The organism is Yoonia sp. SDW83-1 (genome assembly GCF_046762885.1).
GTDB lineage: Bacteria > Pseudomonadota > Alphaproteobacteria > Rhodobacterales > Rhodobacteraceae > Yoonia.
This window is the reverse complement of the sequence record NZ_JBKQXO010000009.1, coordinates 142,420-164,098: the sequence shown is the minus strand read 5'-3', so window position 1 is coordinate 164,098 and position 21,679 is coordinate 142,420. Positions and strand designations below refer to the sequence as shown.

The following is a 21,679-nucleotide window of genomic DNA, read 5'->3' as shown; positions in this document are numbered from 1 at the left end:
TCGTTATGTATCTTTCGGACCGATCCAAGCGTTCGTAGTATAAGGCAAGGGGCGGAATTGACGATTCAGTAAGTAGCCACCCCAAGCGCGGATCGAAAGGGATAACAGTGAAAAAGATGAATATGGTGGGGAAAACCGTACTCGTGACCGGTGCAAGCCGTGGGATCGGGGCCGCGGCGGGCCGCGCTTTCGCCGATGCCGGGGCAAATGTGGCACTGGTTGCCCGCACAACCGATGCCATTGCCGAACTGGCGGGCGAAATCGGGGAAAAGGCGCTCGCGATTCCCTGTGACGTGTCCCGCCATGCAGAGGTTGAGGCAGCAATCGACGCGACCGCCCGGACATTTGGTGGTCTTGATGTGCTAATCAACAATGCGGGTGTGATCGAACCCATCGGACATCTGGCTGAGACCGATGTCGAAGCATGGGCGCGCACGATCGATATCAACCTCAGAGGGGTCATGTACGGCATGCGGGCGGCGATGCCGGGCATGATCGCTCAGGGGCACGGCACGATCATCAATATCTCATCCGGTGCGGCCCACGGTCCGGTCGAAGGCTGGTCGGCTTATTGCAGTTCAAAGGCCGGGGTCTACATGCTGACCCGCATGGGCGACAAGGAAGCGCGCGAAAAGGGCCTGCGCATCATGGGCCTGTCCCCCGGCACCGTTGCCACGGACATGCAGCGCGAAATCAAGGCGTCCGGCATCAACCCGGTCAGCCAGTTGGACTGGTCCACACATATTCCGGCAGAATGGCCGGCGCAGGCGCTGTTATGGATGTGTACGGACGCGGCAGATAACTATCTGGGCACCGATATCAGCCTGCGCGAGGATGACATCCGCGAAAAGGTCGGGCTTGTATGATCCGCCACGACCGCGAAGGCGATTTGTGGATCGTGACCATCGACAGGCCCGACAAGGCAGGCGCGCTGACCCGCGACATGTTGCTGGAATTGGCCGATATTGCGGAAGACGCCCAATCGACCAAGGCATTGATCCTGACTGGAACGGGCACGGTGTTCAGCGCTGGGGCCGATCTCGAGGCAGCAAAGGCCGGTTTGGCGACTGATCCGGTCTGGGAACGGTTGTCAGCGGCAATCGCGGCGATGTCTGGCCTGACCATCGCCGCGTTGAACGGAACCGTGGCCGGTGGGGCGTTTGGTATGGTGCTCGCCTGTGACCTGCGCATCGCAGTGCCCAAAGCGAATTTCTTCTATCCTGTGATGAAACTTGGGTTCCTGCCCCAACCATCTGATCCGATCCGTATGGAGCGGCTGGTCGGACCGTCCCGTACGAAAATGGTGCTGATGGCTGGTCAGAAAATCAGCGCGACAGAAGCCCAGGCGTGGGGACTTGTGGATCGGATTGTAGACCCCGGCGACCTGATGCAATCGGCGGGCGGCCTGACGCAGGACGTATTGGCGGCGACAAACAGCCATGTGGCCGGTATCAAAGGCATGATAGCAGGGGTTTGACGGTCAGTACCGGGGGAACGAGTGATGGAACAAGCAGATAGCCTGATGGATCAGGCCCGCGCGGCATTCGATCAAGGGTTGATTCTGGCGCAGGAATGGTTGCTGTCACCGGCCGCATGGTCACAATTCGCGCTGCTGGTGGGGGCCTATCTGGTCGCGCGCTTGGCAAATCGGATCATTGCACCCCGTGTGACCCGGCTTCTGACGCCGGAGCCTGACAACAGCTCGATCATCGCCAAAGCCCGCCGTTTTGTTTTGATTTTCATGCCGTTGCTGTTGCCGCTTTTGGCTTATGGTTTCACGGCCATAGGCGAGGTTGTGACGCGATCCCTGTTCGGGTCCGGTGCCGTGATCGCCTTTGGCAAGCGTGTGTTCCTGTTCCTTGCCGCCCGGGCGCTTGCCAAACACATCATTCGCGACCCGTTCCTGAAATTGCTGGCCCGCTACGTGCTCGTGCCGGTCGCCGCACTCTACGCGCTGGGCTTTTTGGATCAGGTGATCACCGCCCTGGAGGGAACGGTCGTCAGCCTTGGCAATATCAGCTTCTCTGCTTTGGCCATCATCCGTGGCCTCATCGCTGGCAGCCTGCTGTTCTGGCTGGGGCAATGGTCAAACACGCAATCGGTCGCCTATATCGAAAGGCAGCCGATGCGGCCCGCCATCCGGCAATTGATCGTCAAGGTGGCCGAATTTGCGATTTTCGGCATCGCGTTTCTGCTTTTGATGAACATCATGGGGATCAGCCTCAGCTCACTGGCGATTATCGGGGGTGCTGTGGGTGTCGGCCTTGGCTTTGGCCTGCAAAAAATCGCGTCCAACTTCATATCCGGTGTGATCCTCTTGGTCGAAGGGCAGGCGACCGTCGGCGATTACGTCGAACTGGACGGCGGCGAGGCGGGCACGATCATCAAAATGACCGCTCGCGCCACCATTCTGGAAACCTTTGACGGTCGCTGGATTGTCGTCCCGAACGAGGATTTCATCACCACCCGCGTCGTCAATTATTCCGACAGTGGATCGGCCAACCGGCTGGAGGTCGCGTTTTCTGTCAGCTACGACACCGATATCAACAAGGTTCCGGCCATTATCGAAGCAGCCGTTGCAACCCACCCCGAGGTGTTGGACGATCCCGAGGGACCCGACTGCGAACTGCGCGGCTTCGGCGAAAGCGGGATCGACTTTGGCGTCGAATTCTGGGTCAACGGAATCGATGACGGCAAAAACAAATACGCCTCTGACGTGCTATTCCTGATCTGGAATGCACTGAAAGACAACGATATCGAAATCCCCTACCCACACCGTGTTGTCGAATTGAAAGGCACGTTGCCTGCGTGACAGATGCACTTGTCATTGGGGCGGGTCCTGCCGGGTTGATGGCGGCAGAGGTTATGGCGAGCGATGGCTTGTCTGTCACTGTGGCTGACGCGATGCCGTCGGTGGGCCGCAAGTTTCTGATGGCAGGAAAATCGGGGCTGAACCTGACCAAATCCGAACCCATTGAGGCTGTGTTGGCCGCTTATGGTGACGCACCAGATGTCCTGAAACAAACCGTGACCGATTTTGGACCCGACGCCGTGATGGGCTGGGCCGAAGGGCTGGGACAGCCCTTATTCACAGGATCGACAGGACGGGTCTTTCCCAAGGCCATGAAGGCGTCGCCGCTGTTGCGCGCCTGGCTCGCGCGGCTGGATAGGCAGGGGGTCACCCTGAAAACACGCTGGCGCTGGCAGGGCTGGGATAGTGACCAGTTCATCTTTGATACGCCGGACGGACGCCGACTTATCAATCCAAAAGTCGCTGTCTTGGCCTTGGGCGGTGCAAGCTGGGCACGGCTCGGCTCTGATGGCGCGTGGGCGCGGTTTCTGCCTGATGCTGTTGCTCCGTTTGCCCCGGCGAACATGGGCTTCGTCGTGCCCTGGTCAGCTCATATGACGCAGTTCTGGGGCCAACCAGTCAAATCGACGATGCTGCGCGCGGGGGCGCTGACATCGCGTGGGGAATTCATCATCTCATCAAAAGGGATTGAGGGTGGCGGGATCTATGCCGTCTCAGCCGCCGTCCGCGACGGCGCGCCGCTGACGCTGGATCTGGCACCTGACTGGACGTTGGATCGATTGCGCGCGGCCCTGTCGCGCAGGCGAAAGAAAGAAACGCTCACCAATCATCTGCGCAAGGCCTTGCGGCTTGATCCCGTGCATATCGCCCTGTTGTCAGAGTTCGGGCGACCCTTTCCCGATGACCTTGCCCCATTGATCAAGGCGCTCCCGATACGGCACGAGGGCCCGCGCCCGATGGACGAGGCGATTTCGACAGCAGGTGGGGTCCGCTTTGACGCGCTGACAGATGATCTGATGTTTCGGGACCGCCCCGGTGTCTTCTGCGTCGGCGAAATGCTGGATTGGGAGGCCCCGACAGGCGGCTACCTGATCACAGGTTGTCTGGCGACAGGGCGCCGGGCTGCCGCTGGGGCTGTCCGCTACGCGACGAAGCGGTAACGCTGCTTGTCCATTGGAACCTTGCCGCCGTCGATCAGACGCAATTCCGGCGCATCGCGCTGATAAAGCGCGAGATCGGCGGCATATCTTTCACGGACCAGATCACAGCTTGCCTTGTCATAAAGCCGGGCAAGGCGTTGGCGGCCCAGATCGTGACAAGTACGATGCCCGAATGCAGGGCTGATCCCCAGACCGTTGAAAATGGGTGTCAGTTCCTCGGCCGCGTTGCTGGCGCGTACCATATGTGTGATGTGATCACCGCACCACGCGTCAGCTGACCACGCACCAAATCGGCGCCATCCGGGGCTGCTGCGATAGCCCGCGCCGGTGCCATTTGTGCGGGTTCCACGCAGCCAACGGTTGAATCGTGGCGGTTCAAACCCGAGGTGAAGGCGCGCGCGCCACACGGGATCGGCGATCGCCAGTCGATAATAAAGCTGGGCCATCTTCGCGTATGGATTACGGATGACCGCAATCCGGGTGTAATCCTCAAAGGCGAAATCCATTCTGTCAAACGCCTGTGCTGCCTCGGCAGGCGACATATCGCGATGCAACAAGGTTTTGCTGCAATTTCGGCGGTTTGATGGGATGGGTTGGTCGAGCCAAGGTTGCAGCGCGTGGGAAATCCACGAGCAGGTACCTAACGGGTCCGGAAACAGGACAAACTTGTAACGATGTGACACTAACATAGGTTGAATTGATGGCAAATTGATTAACAAAGAGTTTACACGCATAGCGGGTATTGAAAAATGGGTAATACTGACGTTTGGCATTCGGGATTCCCAAACCCGCAGCATCAGGATAGACCTTAGGCATTACGTCGAATGGGGAGCGTGTTATGCCAAAAGGCATTTGTCTGGTGTCATCGGTTGCAACTGCAATTGCGACAGGCGCCATCGGTCAAGAGGTAACAGCGACCTATTCGCTTTACGGGACACCCGGTCTGCTGGAAATGCCCACAGCGCAAAGCGCGCCGGAAAACGCGTTGGCGGCCACGTTCTCATATACAGAAGGGCTTGGGCAGGTGGCCCTGACCTTTCAGGTCAATCAGCGCCTTTCGGCCAGCTTTCGTTATGCAAATGTCGAACTGTTCAACGACCCCCCTGAAAGCGGAACAGAGCGCGAGGTTGAACGTGGGTTTGACCTGCGATACCGGTTCAACAACGAAACGACCTATGTACCGGCCATCGCTGTGGGCCTGCGCGACTTTCTGACCCCCGGTCGGTTCCAGTCAGAATATGTCGTGGCATCGAAATCATTCGGTGACAATCTGATTGTGACGACGGGTGTTGGTTGGGGCGCGATGGGCACGCGTGACGGGTTCGCCAACCCCCTTGGTGGCGATTTTGAGGTCCGCCCCGCCCCCGATCTGCCCGGCGGCCAACTTGGGTCCGACCAGTGGTTTCGGGGCGATGCAGCGATTTTCGGTGGAGTGGAATATCAGATCAATGACCGGTGGGGCGTCAAGGCCGAGTACTCGACAATTGACTACACCGAAACCGCCTTTGGCGTGGTGCGCGAAACAGAGTCTCCGGTCAACTACGGGCTGACCTACAGACCGCGCCCCGGCGTCCAATTGGGGCTGTCTTATCTTTATGGTACGCAGCTTGGGGTCTCGGGCAGCTTCGAACTGAACCCGAACGCGCGGGCCACCGGAAGCGGGCTGGATAAATCGCCCCCGCCGGTCAAGGTCCGGCCTGCCGATAGCCTGGCCGCGCAAAGCTGGGACAGAACCGCCTTGCCTGACAGGGCACTGCGCCGGGCGTTGGGCGGATTGCTGGAAATCGAAAACATCACCCTGACGGGGCTGGAGCTGACCAATACCACCGCGCGGGTCCGGTATATCAACAGCTCTTTCCGGTCAGAGGCGCAGGCGGCAGGCCGCACGGCCCGCATGATGACGCAGGTGATGCCGCCCTCCATCGACACGTTCATTCTGGAACCCGAACGCCGTGGTATCCCAATCTCAGCCATCACCATTTCGCGGAGGGATATCGAACAACTTGAAAATCGCGCAGGCGGCACGGCGGCCATGCTCGACCGGTCCGGGTTCGGCGATGCGGGCGGCTCGCAAGGGCTCGATGCCGTGGCATCGGACGAAAACGCTTTTTCCTGGGGTCTTGGCCCTTACTTCCGGATCAACCCGTTCAGCAATGATGGCTCTGTTGATGTCGATCTGGGGCTCAGCCTGCGTGGGGTCTATCAGATCAGGCCTAATCTGGTGCTGTCCGGGGCCATCGAACAAAGCGTGGTGCCCCCCGAAGATGACCCGACAGGCGTGGAGCGGACACCGGACATTCAAAACGTCCGGTCTGACGGCAGCCTTTACGGCAATGACGGCGTGCCGGTGCTGGCAAACCTGACGCTGAACCACTTCTCCCGCCCCGGCACCAATCTCTATGGCCGGGTCAGCGTCGGCTATCTGGAACGGATGTTCGGCGGCGTGTCGGGTGAGCTGTTGTGGAAGCCCGTCGAAAGCAGTTTCGGACTGGGGATCGAGGTCAATCAGGTAGCACAGCGTGACACCGATATGGGTTTTGGGTTCGATGAATATGACTATGACGTCACCACCGGACATGTGTCGGCCTATTACGACCTTGGCAACGGGTATCACACGCAACTGGATGTGGGTCGCTATCTGGCGGGCGACTGGGGGGCAACTGTTTCGGTTGATCGCGAATTCGACAATGGCTGGGTGATTGGGGCCTATGTGACCCAAACGGATATGTCTTACGAGGATTTCGGCAGCGGATCCTACAACAAGGGTGTCCAGGTCACGATCCCACAGGATTTCTTTACCGGGACACCGACGCGCGGCAGCTACGGCAATACGTTCCGCACACGGGTCGGCGATGGCGGGGCACGGCTGCAGGTCGATGGGCGCTTGTACGACGTTGTGCGGGGCGGTCACCTGCCCGATCTGTCCGACACCTGGGGGAGGTTCTGGCGATGACACTGTCCAAATGGTTTATGGCTGTCGGTGCGGTTTTTATCGGACTATCCGCTTGCGGGCCCTTGAATGAAGGCAGCACAGCATCGCAACTGGGTGGTCTGGTGATGGGGCGGGTCACTGGGGCAGAGACACAGCCGGTATCAGGTTCATCTGTGCCGCAGGACCAGATTTTGTCCAACCCGGGTAAATACATAAGGGTCAACATACGTGACCTGAACCGGTGGGACACCAGCGTGCAGGCTGGCAGCAATGCCAACCGGGCGACCTGGGTCGATAGTGCAAACATCAGCGTGACATTCGAAAACGGGATTGTTGTCGCGACCCGCGGTCTGGTGCGCGATTTGATGGCAGCGGACGTATCGCAATCATGGGCGGCAATTCGCTCAGGCGGCGGTGAAGCGCAGCGTGTGCATGAATTTCTGACGAATATGGACGGAATTTCGACGGAACTGTTGCAGTGCCGCATCGCTTCGCAAGGTCGAGAAGTCGTCGAAAGGCTGCAAATCAAGCAGAATACGACCCGTTTTGAAGAAAAATGCGGAAATGAAAACCTGCAATTCGCCAATGTTTATTGGGTAAATGACGCAGGGACAATTATTCGCAGCCTTCAGGCCATTTCACCCGATGCCGGATACCTTCAAATCGACATCTTCTAAACTATTCCATGGTATCTTGGATTTTGCCTACTGTGCTGATTTAATGCGCGAATGTGGGGCGGCGAAAGGCCGTCGTCCACCCGTGCATTAATGGAGTACCGACATGCGCCTTACAACTACGCTCGCCGCCGCAGCCGCTCTGGCTGTTTCTGGATTTGCCGCCAACGCTGGTGGTATGTCACCTGAAGTGATGGAAGCCCCTGTCGTCATCGTTGACGAACCAGCACCAGCCGGGTCTTCGATCAACAGCACTTACCTGATCCTTGGTGTTCTGGCTGCCCTGCTGATCGCAGCTGCCGTGAACGCAAACGACTAAGTCGAAAAACAAAAATAACAATTGATCGGCCGGCACATGTCGGCCGTTTGGAACAAGGGAAAATAAACATGCGCTTTGCAACTACACTTGCTACAGCCGCCGCACTGTCGGTTTCCGGTTTTGCCGCACAGGCTGGTGGTCTTGACCCCGTTGTCATGGACCCACCCCCAGTGATCGTTCAAGAGCCTGAACCAGCAGGCTCCTCGATCAACAGCACATACCTGATTGTAGGCGTTCTGGCCGCGCTGCTGATTGCAGCTGCGGTGAACGCAAACGACTAAGCGAAAACTGTCTTGGAGCTGGCGGTTGCGCCAGTTCCAATTCGGATCTTATGGCTGCCTGACAGCATGATCCCCGCAATACCCCAATAACACCGCAGATTTCGCCGCCGCTGCGGGTTCAGTATTGCCGCCCCAATCAACCGCCGATAACTTATTCATTATTCGTCGGTTCTTATTTTCGACAGGGATACACAGAGTGCGAAACTTCAAAGCGACAGTATTGGCTGCATCTATTTGCCTAAACGGGTCATTGGCGCATGCTGGTGGCTTGGCCACTCCTGTAGAAGAACCAACCGTCGCCGCACCCGCAGCGCCCTTTGATGCTCCACAGGGATCGGTGAATGGCGGCTATCTACTGCTGGGTGCGTTTGCACTGATGGCGGCACTGGCTGCCGCGAGCCAATAGACACCTAACGCCGCGCCATCATCGCAAGACGAATAAGGGTCCGCTCCATCAGCGCACTTTGCGGCGCTGTGTTCGCGGACCGCAGCTGCAAATCAACATCCGTCAGCGCCGTCAATGCGCGTTCCAGCCTGTCGCGACCCCAGTGACCAGCCTGCCTGGCGATCTTGTCACGCCGCGGGCCGAAAACCGGCGGGCGTAACCGCCCGACACCGGCGGCAGGTCCGCCAGGATCGGATGCTACGGTGTGGAGCCTGCGGAAGTGGCGCATCGCGCCGATGCATAAGGTTACCGGTGTGACGCCCTGTGCATAGAGATTGCGCAGCACCGGCCCCAGCTGATCCGCTTGACCAAGCGATACGACCTCCAACACGTCGTCCACATCGACCTCCGCCGATTGGGGGGCATTCGCCATCACATCGGCAATGGTCAACGGCGTCGCGTCGCCACGCTTGTAAAGGCTGACCTTCTCAATCGTCTGTCGGAAATCACCGGGTTCCAACGACCCGGCCAGGGACATCAGGGCATCCATCACATCGCGATCAGGCATGTCGATGCCCGATTGCGCCAGCGTCTGCTCAATATCCGCCAAGGTGGGCGGGTCGTCGTAGATCCCTATGGCCACCGCATTGCTGTGACCTTCAAAGGCCTTGCGCAGCGCCGACTTTGCCGTCAACTGCCCCGCCGTGACAACGATCTGGGCATCGCCCGGCTTCCAATCCTGAAGCGCTGCATCAAGCACCTTGGTCAGCCCGTCAGTCGCATCCTCAACAAAGGCGACCCTGTGCCCCGGAAAGAACCCTTGCGCCTTGATCGCATCGTCCAGCAATGCAGGGTCCTTGCGCAGGTCGGCCGCATTGATGCGGGTCAGGCGCATCTCTTCTTCGCCTTGGGGCCCGACAAGGGTCGCGATCACCTCTTGCCGTTTGTCAGCCACGCGCATGGGATCAGCACCAAAGATCAGCAGACCCGTATGCCCGGGATCAGGCTTGCGGAAATAGGCTGTCGCGGCGTTCCCGGTCAGTTTCATTGTGAAAGATCGTTGGACAGGATCAGCAAGCGGCTGACGATCATATCGGCCAGCGCAACAGACAGGCGGGCAGTGGCATCGGTCCTGGCGGCTTGTGTTGCCACAGTGGTCCCGGTTGCGGCATAGCTGGTGAAGCTTTCAGATTTACCCTCGGCTGCGATTTGACCGGTCGCAATTGCACGCAGGGACCAATCGGCACGGCCCACCACGTTGAAACGGACCGTGTCACCTGCGGCGGTGATCGCAGCGGGCTGGCTGTTTTGGGAAAGCGCAACACGCAGTTCGTATCGGGCGTTCTGCGGCACACCCAGACGCTGTTCCAATCGCTCACGCAAACGATACCCGGCAACGGTTTCATCTGTCTGAAATGTCACAAGACCGCGCAGTGCGGACCCGTCACCATAGACCGGCGCGAAGCCACAACCGCTCAGGGCCAAAAGACCCAAAGCGGCAGCGCGGCGAGTGATGCGATCAGATGACAATGTTCACAATCCGCCCCGGCACCACGATCAGCTTCTTTGGCGGCGACCCGTCCAGCGCCCGCTGCACGGCGTCCAGCCCCATGACAATCTGTTCTACCGCGTCCTTGCTCGCGTCCGGTGCCACCTGAATTTCCGCCCGCCGTTTGCCGTTGATCTGGATCGGCATGGTGATTGTATCTTCGACCAGCATGGCAGGATCGGCGACAGGCCAAGGCGCTGTAGTGATCAGCCCCTCTTCGCCCAGCATGGACCAGATTTCCTCGGACAGGTGCGGTGTCATCGGCGACATCATCTGTGCCAGTGCCTTTCCCGCGGCACGTTTCGCCGTACCACCCCCCTTGGACTTTGCCAGAACATTGGTAAACGCGTAAAGCTTGGCAATCGCGGCGTTAAAGCCGAACGTCTCAATCCCCATCGTCACATCATGGATCGTGCGATGCATCGCACGGGTCAATTCGTCATCACCCTCTGCGGTTCCATCCGGCATGTCCGCAATCTCGGTCACGATACGATGGACACGGTTCAAGTGCTTGTACGTCGCCTCAGCCCCGGAGGCAGTCCATTCCACATCCCGCTCCGGCGGGCTGTCGGACAGCACGAACCAACGGGCGGTGTCTGCGCCGTACTTGGCCAAAATATTGTCAGGATCGACGACATTCTTTTTGGATTTGGACATCTTTGCGGAGGGGATGACATCCACAGCTTCGCCGGTAGCACCCAGCCGCGCACCGCTTTCGGTCCATTCGATATGCTCCGGCAGGTGATAGACCGGACGGTCCCGTTCATCGCGGGTGACATAGATTTCATGCGTCACCATGCCTTGGGTGAACAGCGCATTGAACGGCTCTTCCGTGCCTTGTGGTAAATGCCCGGTCATCTGCATCGCGCGGGCAAAGAACCGGCTGTACAGCAGATGCAGAATGGCGTGTTCGATACCCCCGATATACTGGTCCACATTCATCCAGTATGACGCATCCTCCAGATCCGTAGGCGTCGCTGCATTGGGGGCCGTAAAGCGCGCGAAGTACCACGAGCTATCCACGAACGTGTCCATCGTATCTGTCTCGCGGCGGGCGGGCTTACCGCAGGACGGGCAGGCGCAATCGCGCCATGTCGGATGGCGGTCCAGCGGGTTGCCCGGAATGTCGAAACTGACATCGTAAGGCAACTCCACCGGTAAGTTTTCCTTCTTCTCGGGGATCACACCACAGTCATCACAATGGACAACAGGGATCGGACAGCCCCAGTAACGCTGCCGGGACAATCCCCAGTCGCGCAGGCGGTATTTGACCTGGGCAGTGCCCAGGTCATGCGCCTCGAAGTAATCGATGGTCGCGTCAATCGCCTCCTGGCTGGTGCATTCGGAAATCCCGGCGAAATGGTCGATGAACACCACCTTTTCGGTCTTCGGCGGCACCAGTGCCTCATCAGCGACGTCCACATCTTCGCCGGGCCTATGGAACGCGTTACGGACCGGCAAACCGTATTTGCGGGCAAAATCCAGATCGCGCTGGTCATGGGCAGGGCATCCGAAAACGGCACCGGTGCCGTAATCCATCAGAACAAAGTTCCCGACCCACACCGGCAATTCCTGATCCGCATAAATCGGATGCTTGACGCGAATGCCCGTATCAATCCCTCTCTTCTCGGCCTTCTCCATCGCCGCCTCGGTCGTGTCCATCTTCCGCGTCTCTGCGATGAACGCGGCCAGTTCGGGGTTCTCTTCAGCCATGGCAACTGACACCGGGTGTTCCGGTGAAATCGCAACAAAGCTGGCACCGCGCATCGTGTCGGGGCGGGTCGAATAACACAAAATCGGGTCGCCATCATCGGTGTGATGGAACGGAATTTCGATCCCCCGCGACTTACCGATCCAGTTCGACTGCATCAGCTTGACCTTGGCGGGCCAGTTATCCAGCGTATCAATGGCGGTCAGCAATTCCTCGGAATAGTCGCTGATCTTAAAGAACCACTGCACCAGCTCGCGCCGCTCAACCTCGGCTCCGGACCGCCAGCCCTTGCCGTCGATCACCTGCTCATTGGCCAGCACAGTCATATCGACCGGATCCCAGTTCACGACCGCCTTCTTGCGATAGATCAGACCCTTTTCCAGAAAGTCGATGAACAGCGCCTGCTGCTGGCCATAATATTCCGGATCACAGGTCGCGAATTCGCGGGACCAGTCAATCGACAGGCCCAGCGGCTTCATCTGCGCTTTCATGTCCGCGATGTTCTGATAGGTCCAGTCCTTGGGATGACCTCCGCTCGCCATGGCCGCATTTTCGGCCGGCATCCCAAAGGCGTCCCAGCCCATTGGGTGCAGGATGTTGTGGCCGGTCGCCAGCTTGTAGCGGGCAATCACGTCGCCCATCGTATAGTTGCGTACGTGTCCCATATGGATGCGGCCGGACGGATAGGGGAACATCTCCAGCACGTAGTATTTCGGCTTGTCCGCACTGCGCACAGCTTTGAACGTCTCGGCCCCGGCCCATGCGGCCTGCCATTTCGCCTCGATCTCGGCGGGATTGTAAGTGGTCATATCATGATCTCTCAAACGGGAAACGCCGGGCGAGGTGGCCCGGCGTTATTCATAATCGGGCGGGTTGCCGATGGCTATAGGGCACCGTCAGCAATGCGAAGCTGGCGCGCGCGCGATAGGATCGCATCCTCGATAGCGCGCTGCGTCTCAAGCGCAACAGGACCGTTACGCGACTGCAGGGCCACGTTCAGCGAACGGGCGTCCAATGCAGGATCGGTCACCTGGATTGTCGCACGGTAGGCGCGGCCACTGCCCGGGGGCGTGCCAAACCCAGTTGAGATAACGCCGGTGAACGGGTCAGCCGTCTGAACCGGCAAGAAGCTAAGCACATCAAGGGACGCAGCCCACAGATAGCGGTTCACGGCCACGTTTTCAGCACCGCGCGGGGTAGGGGCCGGGCCACCACCACAGGCAGCCAGCGCACCAATGAGCAGAACCAACAGGCTTGCACGGGCAAGACGTATCATCGCAATCAAAGCATTTCCCCCTGCGGGATCAATTCACGTTGGCCGAATATGTAGCGAAGGGGCGGCACTGTCACAAGCGGATATGCAAAAGGCCATGCGCCAAAAAGAAAGAGCGGCCCCAAAGGACCGCTCTGACTAAGTTCGATATATGGTTCGCTTAGAATGCGAAGGACAGTTCGACTGTTGTACCGGCCTGGTACTCGTCAGCACCGATTTCGTCTTCGTTGTCGCCATCGTCGTCTTCAGCATAAGAGACGAGCAGCTCTGCACCACCACCAAGGTCGTAGGTCGCAGCAACGTAGTAATCTTCGTCGCCTTCGTTGTCATTCAGAACACCAGCAAAGACGGACAGACCGTTGCCAACGTCATAAGACCCTTCCAGGCTCCACTTTTCAGTGCCCTGGTCATCCTGGTAGTCAGCAGTGACAGCAATTGGACCGTCAGCGTAGGCAACATTCAGACCGTAGTTATCTTCAGGATCGCCAGCGCCATCTTCAGAAACGTAATATGCAGTCGCAGTCACAGGACCAAATGGGTATGCGATTTTGACACCAGTCGACTGCTCGTCGGCGTTGGTCTCTTCAGCATAAGCAACGGTCACAGTTGCACCTGCGAAAGTACCAGCAACGGAGATACCGAAGACTTCGTCGGTGTTGAAGTCACCGTTGCCGGTGGGGTCGTAAGCTGCGTCAAGCGCTGCTTGTTCTGCATCAGTTGGGCTGCCTGGAATAGCTACCGGGGGCAAGTTTGCCGCATCGAAGGTAGACTCTTCCTGATAGGCTGCGGCAATAGTAACCACACCAAACTCGGCAGACATACCAAATGACAACTGATCCACATCGTCGTCGTACGCAGCATCGTCTGAAATGATCGTACCGTCCGAATCGCTGATGACGTAAGAGACCGATGCCGATACCGGGCCGATGTTCACGTCACCACGGACCGCGTTTTCGCCGTCAGCTTCGGAGAAGCTGTCGCCTTCCATGTCGCCAGCGGAAACCCAGTGAGTTTCAGCAGCAAAGGATGTGTCGCCGATGAAGATACCAGCGTTTTCAGACTCAAGCGAAGCAACCCACTCATCAGCGCTGATGTTGCCGTTGTTTGTGTCGTTCACGATGTCGATCTCAAACGATGTCGATGCAGTCAGACCGTTGTCCAGAGTGGCGGACATTGTCACGTCGATGTCAGTGTTCCAGTAGAAACCCTGCTCGTCGTCGTTGTAGTCTGGATTTGCCAGCGCAGTTGCGCTTGGATCGCTGTCATTGAAACCAAATTCTGTGTTACCGCTGAAGGTAATGGATGTGTGGCCATCAGCAGCAGCGGCACCAGCGAAGGCGACCAGAGCTGTCGTGGCAAGAAGGATGCTTTTCATGGATATTTTCCCTCGTGTTTTTTGCATTCCCAAGAATGCCAGATTTACTAGCATTGCGGACTACCTGCGCCTTACCGCCTGCACACTCAAGCAATTTGGGCGGCTTTATGTCCTGTGATCCGGAAATGATGCATCAAGGACACACAGCGTTTTCGGCCATGACAACAGGGGCAAATCGCCTTATTTCAGGCCGAAACACAGCGTGATCCTTATTTTTCGGAGCCTCCCATGCCTCTCGCCGATATTCAGGCCCGTATCAGTGCCGCTTGTGATGCCGCAGGGCGTAACACCCAAGATGTAGAGTTAATCGCTGTATCAAAGGTGCAGCCGCTTGACCGCGTGCAGGCGATTCTCGACGAAGGGCACCGGATTTTTGGCGAAAACAAGGTGCAAGAGGCGGCTGGCAAATGGCCGGCCTTCCGCGAGCAATATGATGACATCATCCTGCACCTCATCGGCCCGCTGCAGACCAACAAGGCCCGACAGGCGATGGAGCTTGCACAAGCGATCCATACGGTCGACCGGCCTAAGCTGGCCAATACACTCGCGCGGCTGGCACAGGACACAGGGGCATGCCCGGATCTGTTCATTCAGGTCAATACCGGAGAAGAGCCGCAGAAATCCGGCGTTCTGCCGCAAGAGGCCGATGCGTTCATCGCAGATGTCCGCGCGCTGGACCTGCCGTTGGTCGGCCTGATGTGCATCCCGCCGGTCGAGGAAGAACCAGCACTGCATTTCGCCCTCCTGGCCAAGATCGCGGAGCGCAATGGGTTGCGTGGCCTGTCGATGGGGATGAGTGGCGATTTCGAAACCGCCATCGCGCTAGGGGCCACACATATCCGGGTCGGATCTGCGATCTTTGGTGAGCGTGTTTACGATTGAGCACACCTTACAACCCACCCCAAGACCCGCTGACAATCCTGCACGACGATCATCAGGTGATCGTCGTAGATAAACCCAGCGGGCTGCTTTCGGTGCCGGGCAAGGGTCCGGACCTCGCCGATTGCCTTTTGACGCGGGTCCAAGCGGCCTTTCCGACCGCATTGCTCGTGCATCGGTTGGATCGTGACACCTCTGGCGTGATGATCTTTGCGCTGACACCGCATGCGCAGCGGCATCTGGGGCTGCAATTCGAAAAGCGGCAAACCAAAAAGACCTATATCGCCCGTGTCGCGGGGCAGATGATGGAAAAGACCGGCACCGTTGATCTGCCGCTGATTGTCGACTGGCCAAACCGGCCAAAGCAGATGGTCGATCATGAAAACGGCAAACAGGCCATCACCGACTGGCGCGTTGTTCGCAGTACAGCAGGCGAAACGCGGGTCAGGCTGATGCCCCGCACGGGCAGGTCGCATCAGTTACGGGTGCATATGCTGGCAATCGGTCACCCGATCCTGGGCGATCCATTCTATGCGACCGGGGCGACGCGCGACCATCCCCGGCTGATGCTGCATTCCGAAACGCTGCAGTTCCGGCACCCCGATGGTGGTCAGGGCGTGCGCATTACTGCGAAATGCCCGTTTTAAGTGGTGATGAAGTTCTGAATGGCCTCGACCTCACTCTCCACAATCTCATGCCCGCCCGGATGCCAATGCAGATCCACATCGGCGCCCTGCGCCTGCAGGTAATCCGCCAGCGCCTGAGTCAGCGGGGCAGGACAAATCGGATCAGCCTGCCCGGCAGTTATCAGGATGCGGCGACCAGCCAGGCCCGGTTGCGGGGCCGGGTTCCACGGGATTAGCGGATGCATCAGGATCAGGTCATCCACCAGGTCAGGGGCCTGCAATGCGACAGAGGCCAGAATGTTGGCACCATTCGAATAGCCCAACCCGATCACGCGGGACGGCTCTGACCGTTCCCGCTCAACCGCAATGAAATTGGCCATCGCAGTGCTACGCTTTGCCAGATCATCCATATCGTACTGGCCCTCCGCCATACGGGCAAAGTAACGCAGCGCCCCGTGTTCCGACACATCGCCGCGCGGCGACGTGACATGCGCGGTGGGCATCAGTTGGCGTGCAAAGCCGTGAAACTGGTCCTCGGTTCCGCCGGTGCCATGAAATGTCAGGAACAGCGGTTGTCCCGCTGCCCCTGTACTGCGTCGTGCGACATAGGTCATGTCAGTCCTCGATCGGCTCCAGCATGGATTCTAACCTGGTCCGCAAATGTTCGTGCTGGCTGGGCAGTTTCAACGCCTCGCCCAGATGGGCGGTATCCTCGTCACGATCAAAACCTGGTTCGTTGGTGGCCACCTCGAACAGGACGCCACCCGGGCTGCGGAAATAGATCGCATAGAAATAGTCGCGATCAATGACCGGGGTCACCTGATACCCAGTGTCGATCAAAGCCTCGCGGACTTCAAGCTGACGCGCCCGGTTCTCGACTGCAAAGGCGATATGATGCACCGATCCCGCACCTTGTAGAGCGGCCTGCGCATCAGGCAGGATTTCAAGGTCAATGGCATTCGCTTCATTTCCACCGGGCACGATGAACCGGGTGATGTTGCCCTCGGTCTCGGATTTCTCGTACCCCATGAACTGCAGCAGTTCCTGACTGACCGAACCGTCACGCAGACGCATATCGGCAGAATGAAAGCCACGGATTGCCATCGCATCGCTGACACCGCCGCCGGTCCATGGCGCGCGCTCGTCGTCGCTTTCGACCAAGGCAAAGGCGTCGCCATCGGGGCCATCGAACAATACACGCTTCTGGCCAAACCGGGTGTCTTGTGACAGGCCCTGCACATCAAATGTTGCAAGTCGGTCCATCCAGGCTGTGGCCGATCCGGTCGGAATGCTGAATGACGTCCGGCCAACTTCCCCAACACCATGCCTACCACGGCCTGCGTTTGGGAAGGGGAAATAGGTCATGACCGTACCTGGCGATCCTGCTTCGTCGCCATAATACAGGTGATAAACATCGGGCGCGTCAAAGTTCACCGTTTTCTTGACCCGACGCAGGCCAAGCACATTGGTGAAAAACGCATTGTTTTCGCGAGCATCACTGGCCAGCGATGTGACGTGATGCAGACCTTTGATTTGTTTGAGCATCTCAAGACTCCTATCTGTTTGAATAGATAGATAGCGGAAATGAAACCGCACTAAACGCCGACAGGCGCACCGCTTTGGTGCACCTGCGCACATGACGGTCCCTGTATCAGATCTTGAGAACGCGATCCGTCAGGTTCAGGCGGTTGGCGATAATGGGAGCCATCGCATCTGCCAATGCAGGGTCATTCGCTGTCAAGAGTTCAAGCTCGTCCAGCCTGTTCGTCGCGATCAGTTGCAGCGCATCCTGCCGAACCGTTCCGTCCGGTCGCCGGGGAAGTGACGTAACCGGCTGTAAAAGTTCAGCCTGTTTCTCCGTGACAAGCGCGCGTAGCGCGTCAGGTCCCAGATCCGTCTCGACAAAAGCATAGATGCCGATACCTTGGGCCGGAAGCGCATAAGCGCAAAGCACGACATCGGTGACCGCCTCATGCGCCTGCAACGTTTCAACGACAGCCGCCCCGTCCTTTGTCAGTCGATCCTCAAGCCCCTCGCTATCAGACCAACTCATCAACCGGCGCGTGACAAAGTTATACAGGCGCTTGCCCGTCGCCATCCAGATCCGCGAGGGCAATGACTTGCGCGCAAGCATAGCCTTTTCCGAGGCGGTCAGCAGGTGCGGCGCAAAGGCGCGTTTCTGCTTGAGAAGATGGCGCAAATCCTCGCGCGCCATCACGCGGAACATCTTGCCCTTGCGGCGATGGACACTGGCCAGTTGAAAATCAATCACCGCCGCAAAGCCATCCGGCGTGCGCAGCCAGTTTTGCGGCTTGGCAACGTCATTGTGGGTGACTCCGCGCCGACGCATATCGCGAAGAAGCCGCTTGGCATCGCGGAACCATTCCGGATCATCCGGCTTGGCAAGCTGCAATGGCGTACCTTCTGTCCAGGTACGCAACAGACCCACCTGATCCACCCGAAGCAGTTGCGGCACACCGTCAATCCCCGCCACAGCACGCAAACCGCGAATTTCTTTGCGCGCCAGAAACCATGCAACAGGGCGGACCCAGACGGGCACGCCATCCAGCTTGCGCAACACGACCTTGCATTGCGGATCCTCGGCCAGATGTCCCGATATTGTTTCGGAAAAGACATCCCGCTTGTGCACTGTTTCGGGCACAAATGTGTGATTTTGCGTCGGTTCGATCATCAACGAAACCTGAATACTCGGGGCGGACCGATGCCGCACCGACTGATAAAAACGGCTGCTACCGTCCGATTAGCTGGCTTCGCCGGACCAGCCGGAAATGGCCTTGACCTCTAGGAATTCCTCAATCCCCCAAACACCGCCTTCGCGGGCGCGCCCGGACATCTTGACGCCACCAAAGGGTGACCCGGCGCCGCGTGCCTGACCATTCATCTCGACCATGCCGGACCGTAGGGCGCGCGCCATACGGTTCCGCTTCGCGCCATCCTGCGACTGGACATAATTGGTCAGGCCATATGGTGTATCATTGGCGATCTCGACCGCCCGTTTTTCATCCTCAAACGGAATGATCGACAGAACCGGACCAAAGATTTCCTCGCGGGCGATGCGCATCTGATTATCGACATCAGCAAAGACAGTCGGACGCACATAATAGCCCTTGTTCATCCCCTCTGGCAGGCCGGGGCCACCGGCGACCAACCGGGCACCTTCCTTGATGCCCACCTCGATCATATCCTGTATCTTGCCCCATTGGGACTTGTTGACAACCGGGCCGATATGCCGACCGGGTTCCGACGCAGGACCGACACCGATCTTGCCAGCAACCTCGGCAGCCGTCTCAACCGCCTGATCGTAGATTGACCGTTCGACCAGCATCCGGGTCGGGGCATTGCAGGACTGGCCCGAGTTGTTCATGCAGTGGATCACACCGCGCTTGATCGCCTTCTCATCGGCGTCAGCAAAGATCACATTGGCACCCTTGCCGCCCAGTTCCAGCGTTACACGCTTCAGCGTTTCTGCTGCAGCGGCCGAGATTGCCCTGCCAGCGCGGGTCGAGCCGGTGAAGCTGATCATGGCGACATCCTCGTGCCGTGACAATTGGCTGCCCACACCGGCACCATCGCCATTGACCAAATTGAACACACCCGCCGGTACACCAGCATCATGGACGAATTCCGCAAACAACAGCGACGATAGCGGGGCTTCCTCCGATGGTTTCAACACAATCGTGCACCCGGCCAGAAGCGCGGGGATCACCTTCAGCGTGACCTGGTTCATCGGCCAGTTCCACGGGGTGATCAGGCCAACAACGCCAATCGGCTCCATCGCGATGCGATCATTGGGGGCATGGGGGCCAAGGGGCCGGATCCATTCAATCTCGTCAAAGGCGGTCAGAAAACCCTTCAGATGCCAGGGCAAACAGGGCGCTTGGCTGTCGCGTGCCATGTCGATAGGTGCGCCCATTTCAAGACTGATGGCCTTGGCCATTTCTTCCTTACGGGCCTCATACTGGTCCAGAATGGCCCTCACGTATTTTGCGCGTTCCGCAGGCGGTGTGGCCGCCCACCCTGGAAAGGCTGCGGTCGCCGCGCCAACAGCAGCATCGGTATCCGCCTGATCACCCAGCGAAATCACGGCACAGACATCTTCGGTGGACGGATCAATCACCTCGAAATCGCGCGATTTGGCCGGTGCAACCCATGCGCCATTGATGTAGAAATTGCGATTTTCGATCATGCGAATGCTCCTGATGAATTCGGGGAACTATTGGCACTCGCCCCGTTGCAGTGCAAGCGCCTGTGGTACTACCTGTCGTCTCTCCCTATATTGACGTAAAGACACCGCATTTAAAGGAGAAACGCGATGGGTCTGCGCATCAACGATACTATCCCCAATCTGACGGTCGAGACGGATCAGGGAACATTCGCACTGCATGACTGGATAGGCGATAGCTGGGCGATCCTGTTTTCGCACCCCAAGGATTTCACGCCCGTCTGCACCACCGAATTCGGCGCGGTGGCCCAACTGGCCGACGAATGGGAAAAGCGCGGCACCAAGGTGATCGGTGTCAGTGTTGACGGGGTCGAGGATCACAAGAAATGGAAAGGCGACATCGAAAAGGTCGGCGGCGCGCCTGCCGGTTTCCCGATCATCGCCGATGATGGGCTCAAGGTCTCCAAAGCGTTCGACATGCTCCCGGCCGAGGCTTACCTGCCCGACGGGCGCACCCCGGCTGACAGCGCAACGGTGCGGTCGGTCTTTATCATCGGACCGGACAAGCAGCTGAAACTGTCGATGACCTACCCGATGACGGTGGGCCGGAACTTTGCTGAGGTGCTGCGCGCACTCGACGGGCTGCAAACATCAATTGGCAAAGGCGTAGCGACACCGGCGAACTGGAATGTCGGCGACGACGTGATCATCCCTGCGACCGTCAGCAACGAAGACGCAAAAGCCAAGTTCGGCGATTTCACAACCGTACTGCCGTATCTGCGGACAACCAAACTGACGGACTAAATAACAGGGGCCGCGGTGATGATCCGCGGCCCCTGATTTTTCAGGATCAGAACTGGTAGCTGACCGTAAAGGCCAGATAGGGCAGAACGACAATGTCTTCTGCATCGCTTTTGGCGTCCTGAACATCGGGATCGTCGTCAATGGCATCCTGCGCACCTGAGGCAGTCGCGGTGTAATCGAGGGCCAATCCGCCTGTCAGGATCAGACCCGCCTCTGGGGTCAACGTCCAACCGTCAGCAAATCCCCACTCGTAACCGGTGGTGATCATCGGCGCGATTTCGTTTTCGAATTTGACCGACAGTTCAGCTTCTGGAGTGCCGCCGTCTTCAAGTTCAACTTCGCCAGATGCCTTGATTTCGTTGTTGGAGAACAGCAAACCGCCAGAGATGCGCCAATCGCCTTGGTTGGGATAGTAGTCACCCATGATCGCCAGACCGCCCAGTTCAATAGAACCAGCAAAGGTTCCTTCGTCGTCGGTCTCTTCATAGCTTTCGTCGATGCCTCCGATAAAGACGCCGCGCACGCCAAAAGAAGGATCAATGCGGTAAGCCGCTTCAAGATTTCCGCCAAGTGACGAGAAACCGACGCCGGCCGAGATATCGCCAGCGTCTTGGGCGCTGGCAGCATTTGCACAAAGTGCAAGTGTCGCAATTGCGAGAAAGTTCTTCATGTGAGTGGTTTCCTTGGTTGAATTCACTTGAGCGCTCTATAGTGCG

At 58.4% G+C, this 21,679-nt stretch carries 23 protein-coding genes; 12 read left to right on the top strand and 11 right to left on the bottom strand.

Translation table 11 applies throughout. The features are described 5' to 3' along the window. Nucleotides 1–116 precede the first annotated feature (116 nt). From ACFWW4_RS13420 to ACFWW4_RS13405, 4 genes are read left to right on the top strand one after another with little or no spacing between them, the layout of a single operon-like run. Nucleotides 117–866 (top strand): SDR family oxidoreductase, encoded by a 750-nt coding sequence (locus ACFWW4_RS13420; protein ID WP_411891371.1) that lies wholly within the window; start codon nucleotides 117–119, stop codon nucleotides 864–866. Beyond that, nucleotides 863–1,477 carry an enoyl-CoA hydratase/isomerase family protein gene (locus tag ACFWW4_RS13415; RefSeq protein WP_411891317.1) on the top strand — a complete coding sequence of 205 codons (615 nt, stop codon included), beginning with the start codon at nucleotides 863–865 and terminating at the stop codon, nucleotides 1,475–1,477. Before ACFWW4_RS13420 ends, ACFWW4_RS13415 begins: the two co-directional genes overlap by 4 nt. 24 nt (nucleotides 1,478–1,501) lie before the next feature. After that, nucleotides 1,502–2,812: a mechanosensitive ion channel family protein gene (locus tag ACFWW4_RS13410; protein ID WP_411891316.1), complete on the top strand. Its 1,311-nt coding sequence runs from the start codon at nucleotides 1,502–1,504 to the stop codon at nucleotides 2,810–2,812. Then, nucleotides 2,809–3,972 (top strand): TIGR03862 family flavoprotein, encoded by a 1,164-nt coding sequence (locus tag ACFWW4_RS13405; protein ID WP_411891315.1) that lies wholly within the window; start codon nucleotides 2,809–2,811, stop codon nucleotides 3,970–3,972. The genes ACFWW4_RS13410 and ACFWW4_RS13405 overlap by 4 nt, the downstream gene beginning before the upstream one ends. Here the strand turns inward: ACFWW4_RS13405 and ACFWW4_RS13400 are convergent. Beyond that, a complete protein-coding gene (locus ACFWW4_RS13400) occupies nucleotides 3,954–4,514 on the bottom strand; it encodes a hypothetical protein (protein WP_411891314.1) in 561 nt (186 codons plus the stop codon). The genes ACFWW4_RS13405 and ACFWW4_RS13400 overlap by 19 nt on opposite strands. Nucleotides 4,515–4,810: 296 nt before the next feature. Between ACFWW4_RS13400 and ACFWW4_RS13395 the strand changes: the two genes are divergently transcribed. The 5 genes from ACFWW4_RS13395 (at nucleotide 4,811) to ACFWW4_RS13375 (ending at nucleotide 8,584) form a co-directional block, all read left to right on the top strand. After that, complete coding sequence (locus ACFWW4_RS13395; RefSeq protein WP_411891313.1) at nucleotides 4,811–6,925, top strand: YjbH domain-containing protein; 2,115 nt, start codon at nucleotides 4,811–4,813, stop codon at nucleotides 6,923–6,925. Then, on the top strand, nucleotides 6,922–7,581 hold the full coding sequence (locus ACFWW4_RS13390) for a YjbF family lipoprotein (protein WP_411891312.1): 660 nt from the start codon (nucleotides 6,922–6,924) through the stop codon (nucleotides 7,579–7,581). Before ACFWW4_RS13395 ends, ACFWW4_RS13390 begins: the two co-directional genes overlap by 4 nt. Before the next feature lie 103 nt (nucleotides 7,582–7,684). Then, complete coding sequence (locus tag ACFWW4_RS13385; RefSeq protein WP_393934079.1) at nucleotides 7,685–7,897, top strand: hypothetical protein; 213 nt, start codon at nucleotides 7,685–7,687, stop codon at nucleotides 7,895–7,897. A 68-nt stretch (nucleotides 7,898–7,965) separates the two neighbouring features. Beyond that, on the top strand, nucleotides 7,966–8,178 hold the full coding sequence (locus ACFWW4_RS13380; RefSeq protein WP_393934081.1) for a hypothetical protein: 213 nt from the start codon (nucleotides 7,966–7,968) through the stop codon (nucleotides 8,176–8,178). Nucleotides 8,179–8,446: 268 nt separating this feature from the next. Next, nucleotides 8,447–8,584 carry a hypothetical protein gene (locus ACFWW4_RS13375; protein ID WP_411891311.1) on the top strand — a complete coding sequence of 46 codons (138 nt, stop codon included), beginning with the start codon at nucleotides 8,447–8,449 and terminating at the stop codon, nucleotides 8,582–8,584. 4 nt (nucleotides 8,585–8,588) lie between these two features. Here ACFWW4_RS13375 and holA read toward each other — a convergent pair whose 3' ends face one another. The 5 genes from holA to ACFWW4_RS13350 form a co-directional block, all read right to left on the bottom strand. Further along, the gene (gene holA, locus ACFWW4_RS13370) at nucleotides 8,589–9,611 is read right to left on the bottom strand and encodes a DNA polymerase III subunit delta (RefSeq protein ID WP_411891310.1); all 1,023 of its coding nucleotides are present in this window, start codon (nucleotides 9,609–9,611) and stop codon (nucleotides 8,589–8,591) included. Next, the gene (gene lptE, locus ACFWW4_RS13365; RefSeq protein WP_411891309.1) at nucleotides 9,608–10,093 is read right to left on the bottom strand and encodes an LPS assembly lipoprotein LptE; all 486 of its coding nucleotides are present in this window, start codon (nucleotides 10,091–10,093) and stop codon (nucleotides 9,608–9,610) included. Before lptE ends, holA begins: the two co-directional genes overlap by 4 nt. Then, a complete protein-coding gene (gene leuS / locus ACFWW4_RS13360; protein ID WP_411891308.1) occupies nucleotides 10,083–12,632 on the bottom strand; it encodes a leucine--tRNA ligase in 2,550 nt (849 codons plus the stop codon). The genes lptE and leuS overlap by 11 nt, the downstream gene beginning before the upstream one ends. A gap of 74 nt (nucleotides 12,633–12,706) precedes the next feature. Then, entirely contained in the window at nucleotides 12,707–13,099 is a 393-nt protein-coding gene (locus ACFWW4_RS13355) for a DUF3576 domain-containing protein (protein WP_411891370.1), read from the bottom strand. Between the two features lie 157 nt (nucleotides 13,100–13,256). Next, nucleotides 13,257–14,471 carry a porin gene (locus ACFWW4_RS13350; RefSeq protein ID WP_411891307.1) on the bottom strand — a complete coding sequence of 405 codons (1,215 nt, stop codon included), beginning with the start codon at nucleotides 14,469–14,471 and terminating at the stop codon, nucleotides 13,257–13,259. A 228-nt stretch (nucleotides 14,472–14,699) separates the two neighbouring features. Here ACFWW4_RS13350 and ACFWW4_RS13345 point away from each other — a divergent pair, with 228 nt between their 5' ends. Further along, nucleotides 14,700–15,353 carry a YggS family pyridoxal phosphate-dependent enzyme gene (locus tag ACFWW4_RS13345; RefSeq protein WP_411891306.1) on the top strand — a complete coding sequence of 218 codons (654 nt, stop codon included), beginning with the start codon at nucleotides 14,700–14,702 and terminating at the stop codon, nucleotides 15,351–15,353. Next, entirely contained in the window at nucleotides 15,350–15,997 is a 648-nt protein-coding gene (locus ACFWW4_RS13340; protein WP_411891305.1) for an RluA family pseudouridine synthase, read from the top strand. Before ACFWW4_RS13345 ends, ACFWW4_RS13340 begins: the two co-directional genes overlap by 4 nt. Here ACFWW4_RS13340 and ACFWW4_RS13335 read toward each other — a convergent pair. The 4 genes from ACFWW4_RS13335 to ACFWW4_RS13320 all read right to left on the bottom strand — a co-directional run bounded on the left by ACFWW4_RS13335 (nucleotide 15,994) and on the right by ACFWW4_RS13320 (nucleotide 20,183). Then, a complete protein-coding gene (locus ACFWW4_RS13335; protein ID WP_411891304.1) occupies nucleotides 15,994–16,590 on the bottom strand; it encodes an alpha/beta hydrolase in 597 nt (198 codons plus the stop codon). The genes ACFWW4_RS13340 and ACFWW4_RS13335 overlap by 4 nt on opposite strands. Before the next feature lies 1 nt (nucleotide 16,591). Next, nucleotides 16,592–17,521, bottom strand: a complete 930-nt coding sequence (locus ACFWW4_RS13330) for a VOC family protein (protein ID WP_411891303.1) — start codon at nucleotides 17,519–17,521, stop codon at nucleotides 16,592–16,594. A 106-nt stretch (nucleotides 17,522–17,627) separates the two neighbouring features. Beyond that, the gene (locus ACFWW4_RS13325) at nucleotides 17,628–18,668 is read right to left on the bottom strand and encodes a phosphotransferase (RefSeq protein ID WP_411891302.1); all 1,041 of its coding nucleotides are present in this window, start codon (nucleotides 18,666–18,668) and stop codon (nucleotides 17,628–17,630) included. A gap of 69 nt (nucleotides 18,669–18,737) precedes the next feature. Next, entirely contained in the window at nucleotides 18,738–20,183 is a 1,446-nt protein-coding gene (locus ACFWW4_RS13320) for an aldehyde dehydrogenase family protein (protein WP_411891301.1), read from the bottom strand. Nucleotides 20,184–20,309: 126 nt separating this feature from the next. On the opposite strand from ACFWW4_RS13320, the gene ACFWW4_RS13315 reads away from it, so the two are divergent. Next, complete coding sequence (locus ACFWW4_RS13315) at nucleotides 20,310–20,963, top strand: peroxiredoxin (protein ID WP_411891300.1); 654 nt, start codon at nucleotides 20,310–20,312, stop codon at nucleotides 20,961–20,963. A gap of 46 nt (nucleotides 20,964–21,009) precedes the next feature. On the opposite strand, the gene ACFWW4_RS13310 is transcribed toward ACFWW4_RS13315, so the two are convergent. After that, the gene (locus ACFWW4_RS13310) at nucleotides 21,010–21,633 is read right to left on the bottom strand and encodes a hypothetical protein (RefSeq protein ID WP_411891299.1); all 624 of its coding nucleotides are present in this window, start codon (nucleotides 21,631–21,633) and stop codon (nucleotides 21,010–21,012) included. Nucleotides 21,634–21,679: the final 46 nt, after the last annotated feature.

Excerpts from the sequence above, each read along its gene's own strand:
- ACFWW4_RS13420 (WP_411891371.1), top strand. The coding sequence starts at position 117 with ATGAATATGGTGGGGAAAACCGTACTCGTGACCGGTGCAAGCCGTGGG.
- ACFWW4_RS13415 (WP_411891317.1), top strand. The coding sequence starts at position 863 with ATGATCCGCCACGACCGCGAAGGCGATTTGTGGATCGTGACCATCGAC.
- ACFWW4_RS13410 (WP_411891316.1), top strand. The coding sequence starts at position 1,502 with ATGGAACAAGCAGATAGCCTGATGGATCAGGCCCGCGCGGCATTCGAT.
- ACFWW4_RS13400 (WP_411891314.1), bottom strand. The coding sequence starts at position 4,514 with ATGTCGCCTGCCGAGGCAGCACAGGCGTTTGACAGAATGGATTTCGCC.
- ACFWW4_RS13395 (WP_411891313.1), top strand. The coding sequence starts at position 4,811 with ATGCCAAAAGGCATTTGTCTGGTGTCATCGGTTGCAACTGCAATTGCG.
- ACFWW4_RS13390 (WP_411891312.1), top strand. The coding sequence starts at position 6,922 with ATGACACTGTCCAAATGGTTTATGGCTGTCGGTGCGGTTTTTATCGGA.
- ACFWW4_RS13385 (WP_393934079.1), top strand. The coding sequence starts at position 7,685 with ATGCGCCTTACAACTACGCTCGCCGCCGCAGCCGCTCTGGCTGTTTCT.
- ACFWW4_RS13380 (WP_393934081.1), top strand. The coding sequence starts at position 7,966 with ATGCGCTTTGCAACTACACTTGCTACAGCCGCCGCACTGTCGGTTTCC.
- holA (WP_411891310.1), bottom strand. The coding sequence starts at position 9,611 with ATGAAACTGACCGGGAACGCCGCGACAGCCTATTTCCGCAAGCCTGAT.
- leuS (WP_411891308.1), bottom strand. The coding sequence starts at position 12,632 with ATGACCACTTACAATCCCGCCGAGATCGAGGCGAAATGGCAGGCCGCA.
- ACFWW4_RS13355 (WP_411891370.1), bottom strand. The coding sequence starts at position 13,099 with ATGATACGTCTTGCCCGTGCAAGCCTGTTGGTTCTGCTCATTGGTGCG.
- ACFWW4_RS13350 (WP_411891307.1), bottom strand. The coding sequence starts at position 14,471 with ATGAAAAGCATCCTTCTTGCCACGACAGCTCTGGTCGCCTTCGCTGGT.
- ACFWW4_RS13345 (WP_411891306.1), top strand. The coding sequence starts at position 14,700 with ATGCCTCTCGCCGATATTCAGGCCCGTATCAGTGCCGCTTGTGATGCC.
- ACFWW4_RS13335 (WP_411891304.1), bottom strand. The coding sequence starts at position 16,590 with ATGACCTATGTCGCACGACGCAGTACAGGGGCAGCGGGACAACCGCTG.
- ACFWW4_RS13330 (WP_411891303.1), bottom strand. The coding sequence starts at position 17,521 with ATGCTCAAACAAATCAAAGGTCTGCATCACGTCACATCGCTGGCCAGT.
- ACFWW4_RS13325 (WP_411891302.1), bottom strand. The coding sequence starts at position 18,668 with ATGATCGAACCGACGCAAAATCACACATTTGTGCCCGAAACAGTGCAC.
- ACFWW4_RS13320 (WP_411891301.1), bottom strand. The coding sequence starts at position 20,183 with ATGATCGAAAATCGCAATTTCTACATCAATGGCGCATGGGTTGCACCG.
- ACFWW4_RS13315 (WP_411891300.1), top strand. The coding sequence starts at position 20,310 with ATGGGTCTGCGCATCAACGATACTATCCCCAATCTGACGGTCGAGACG.
- ACFWW4_RS13310 (WP_411891299.1), bottom strand. The coding sequence starts at position 21,633 with ATGAAGAACTTTCTCGCAATTGCGACACTTGCACTTTGTGCAAATGCT.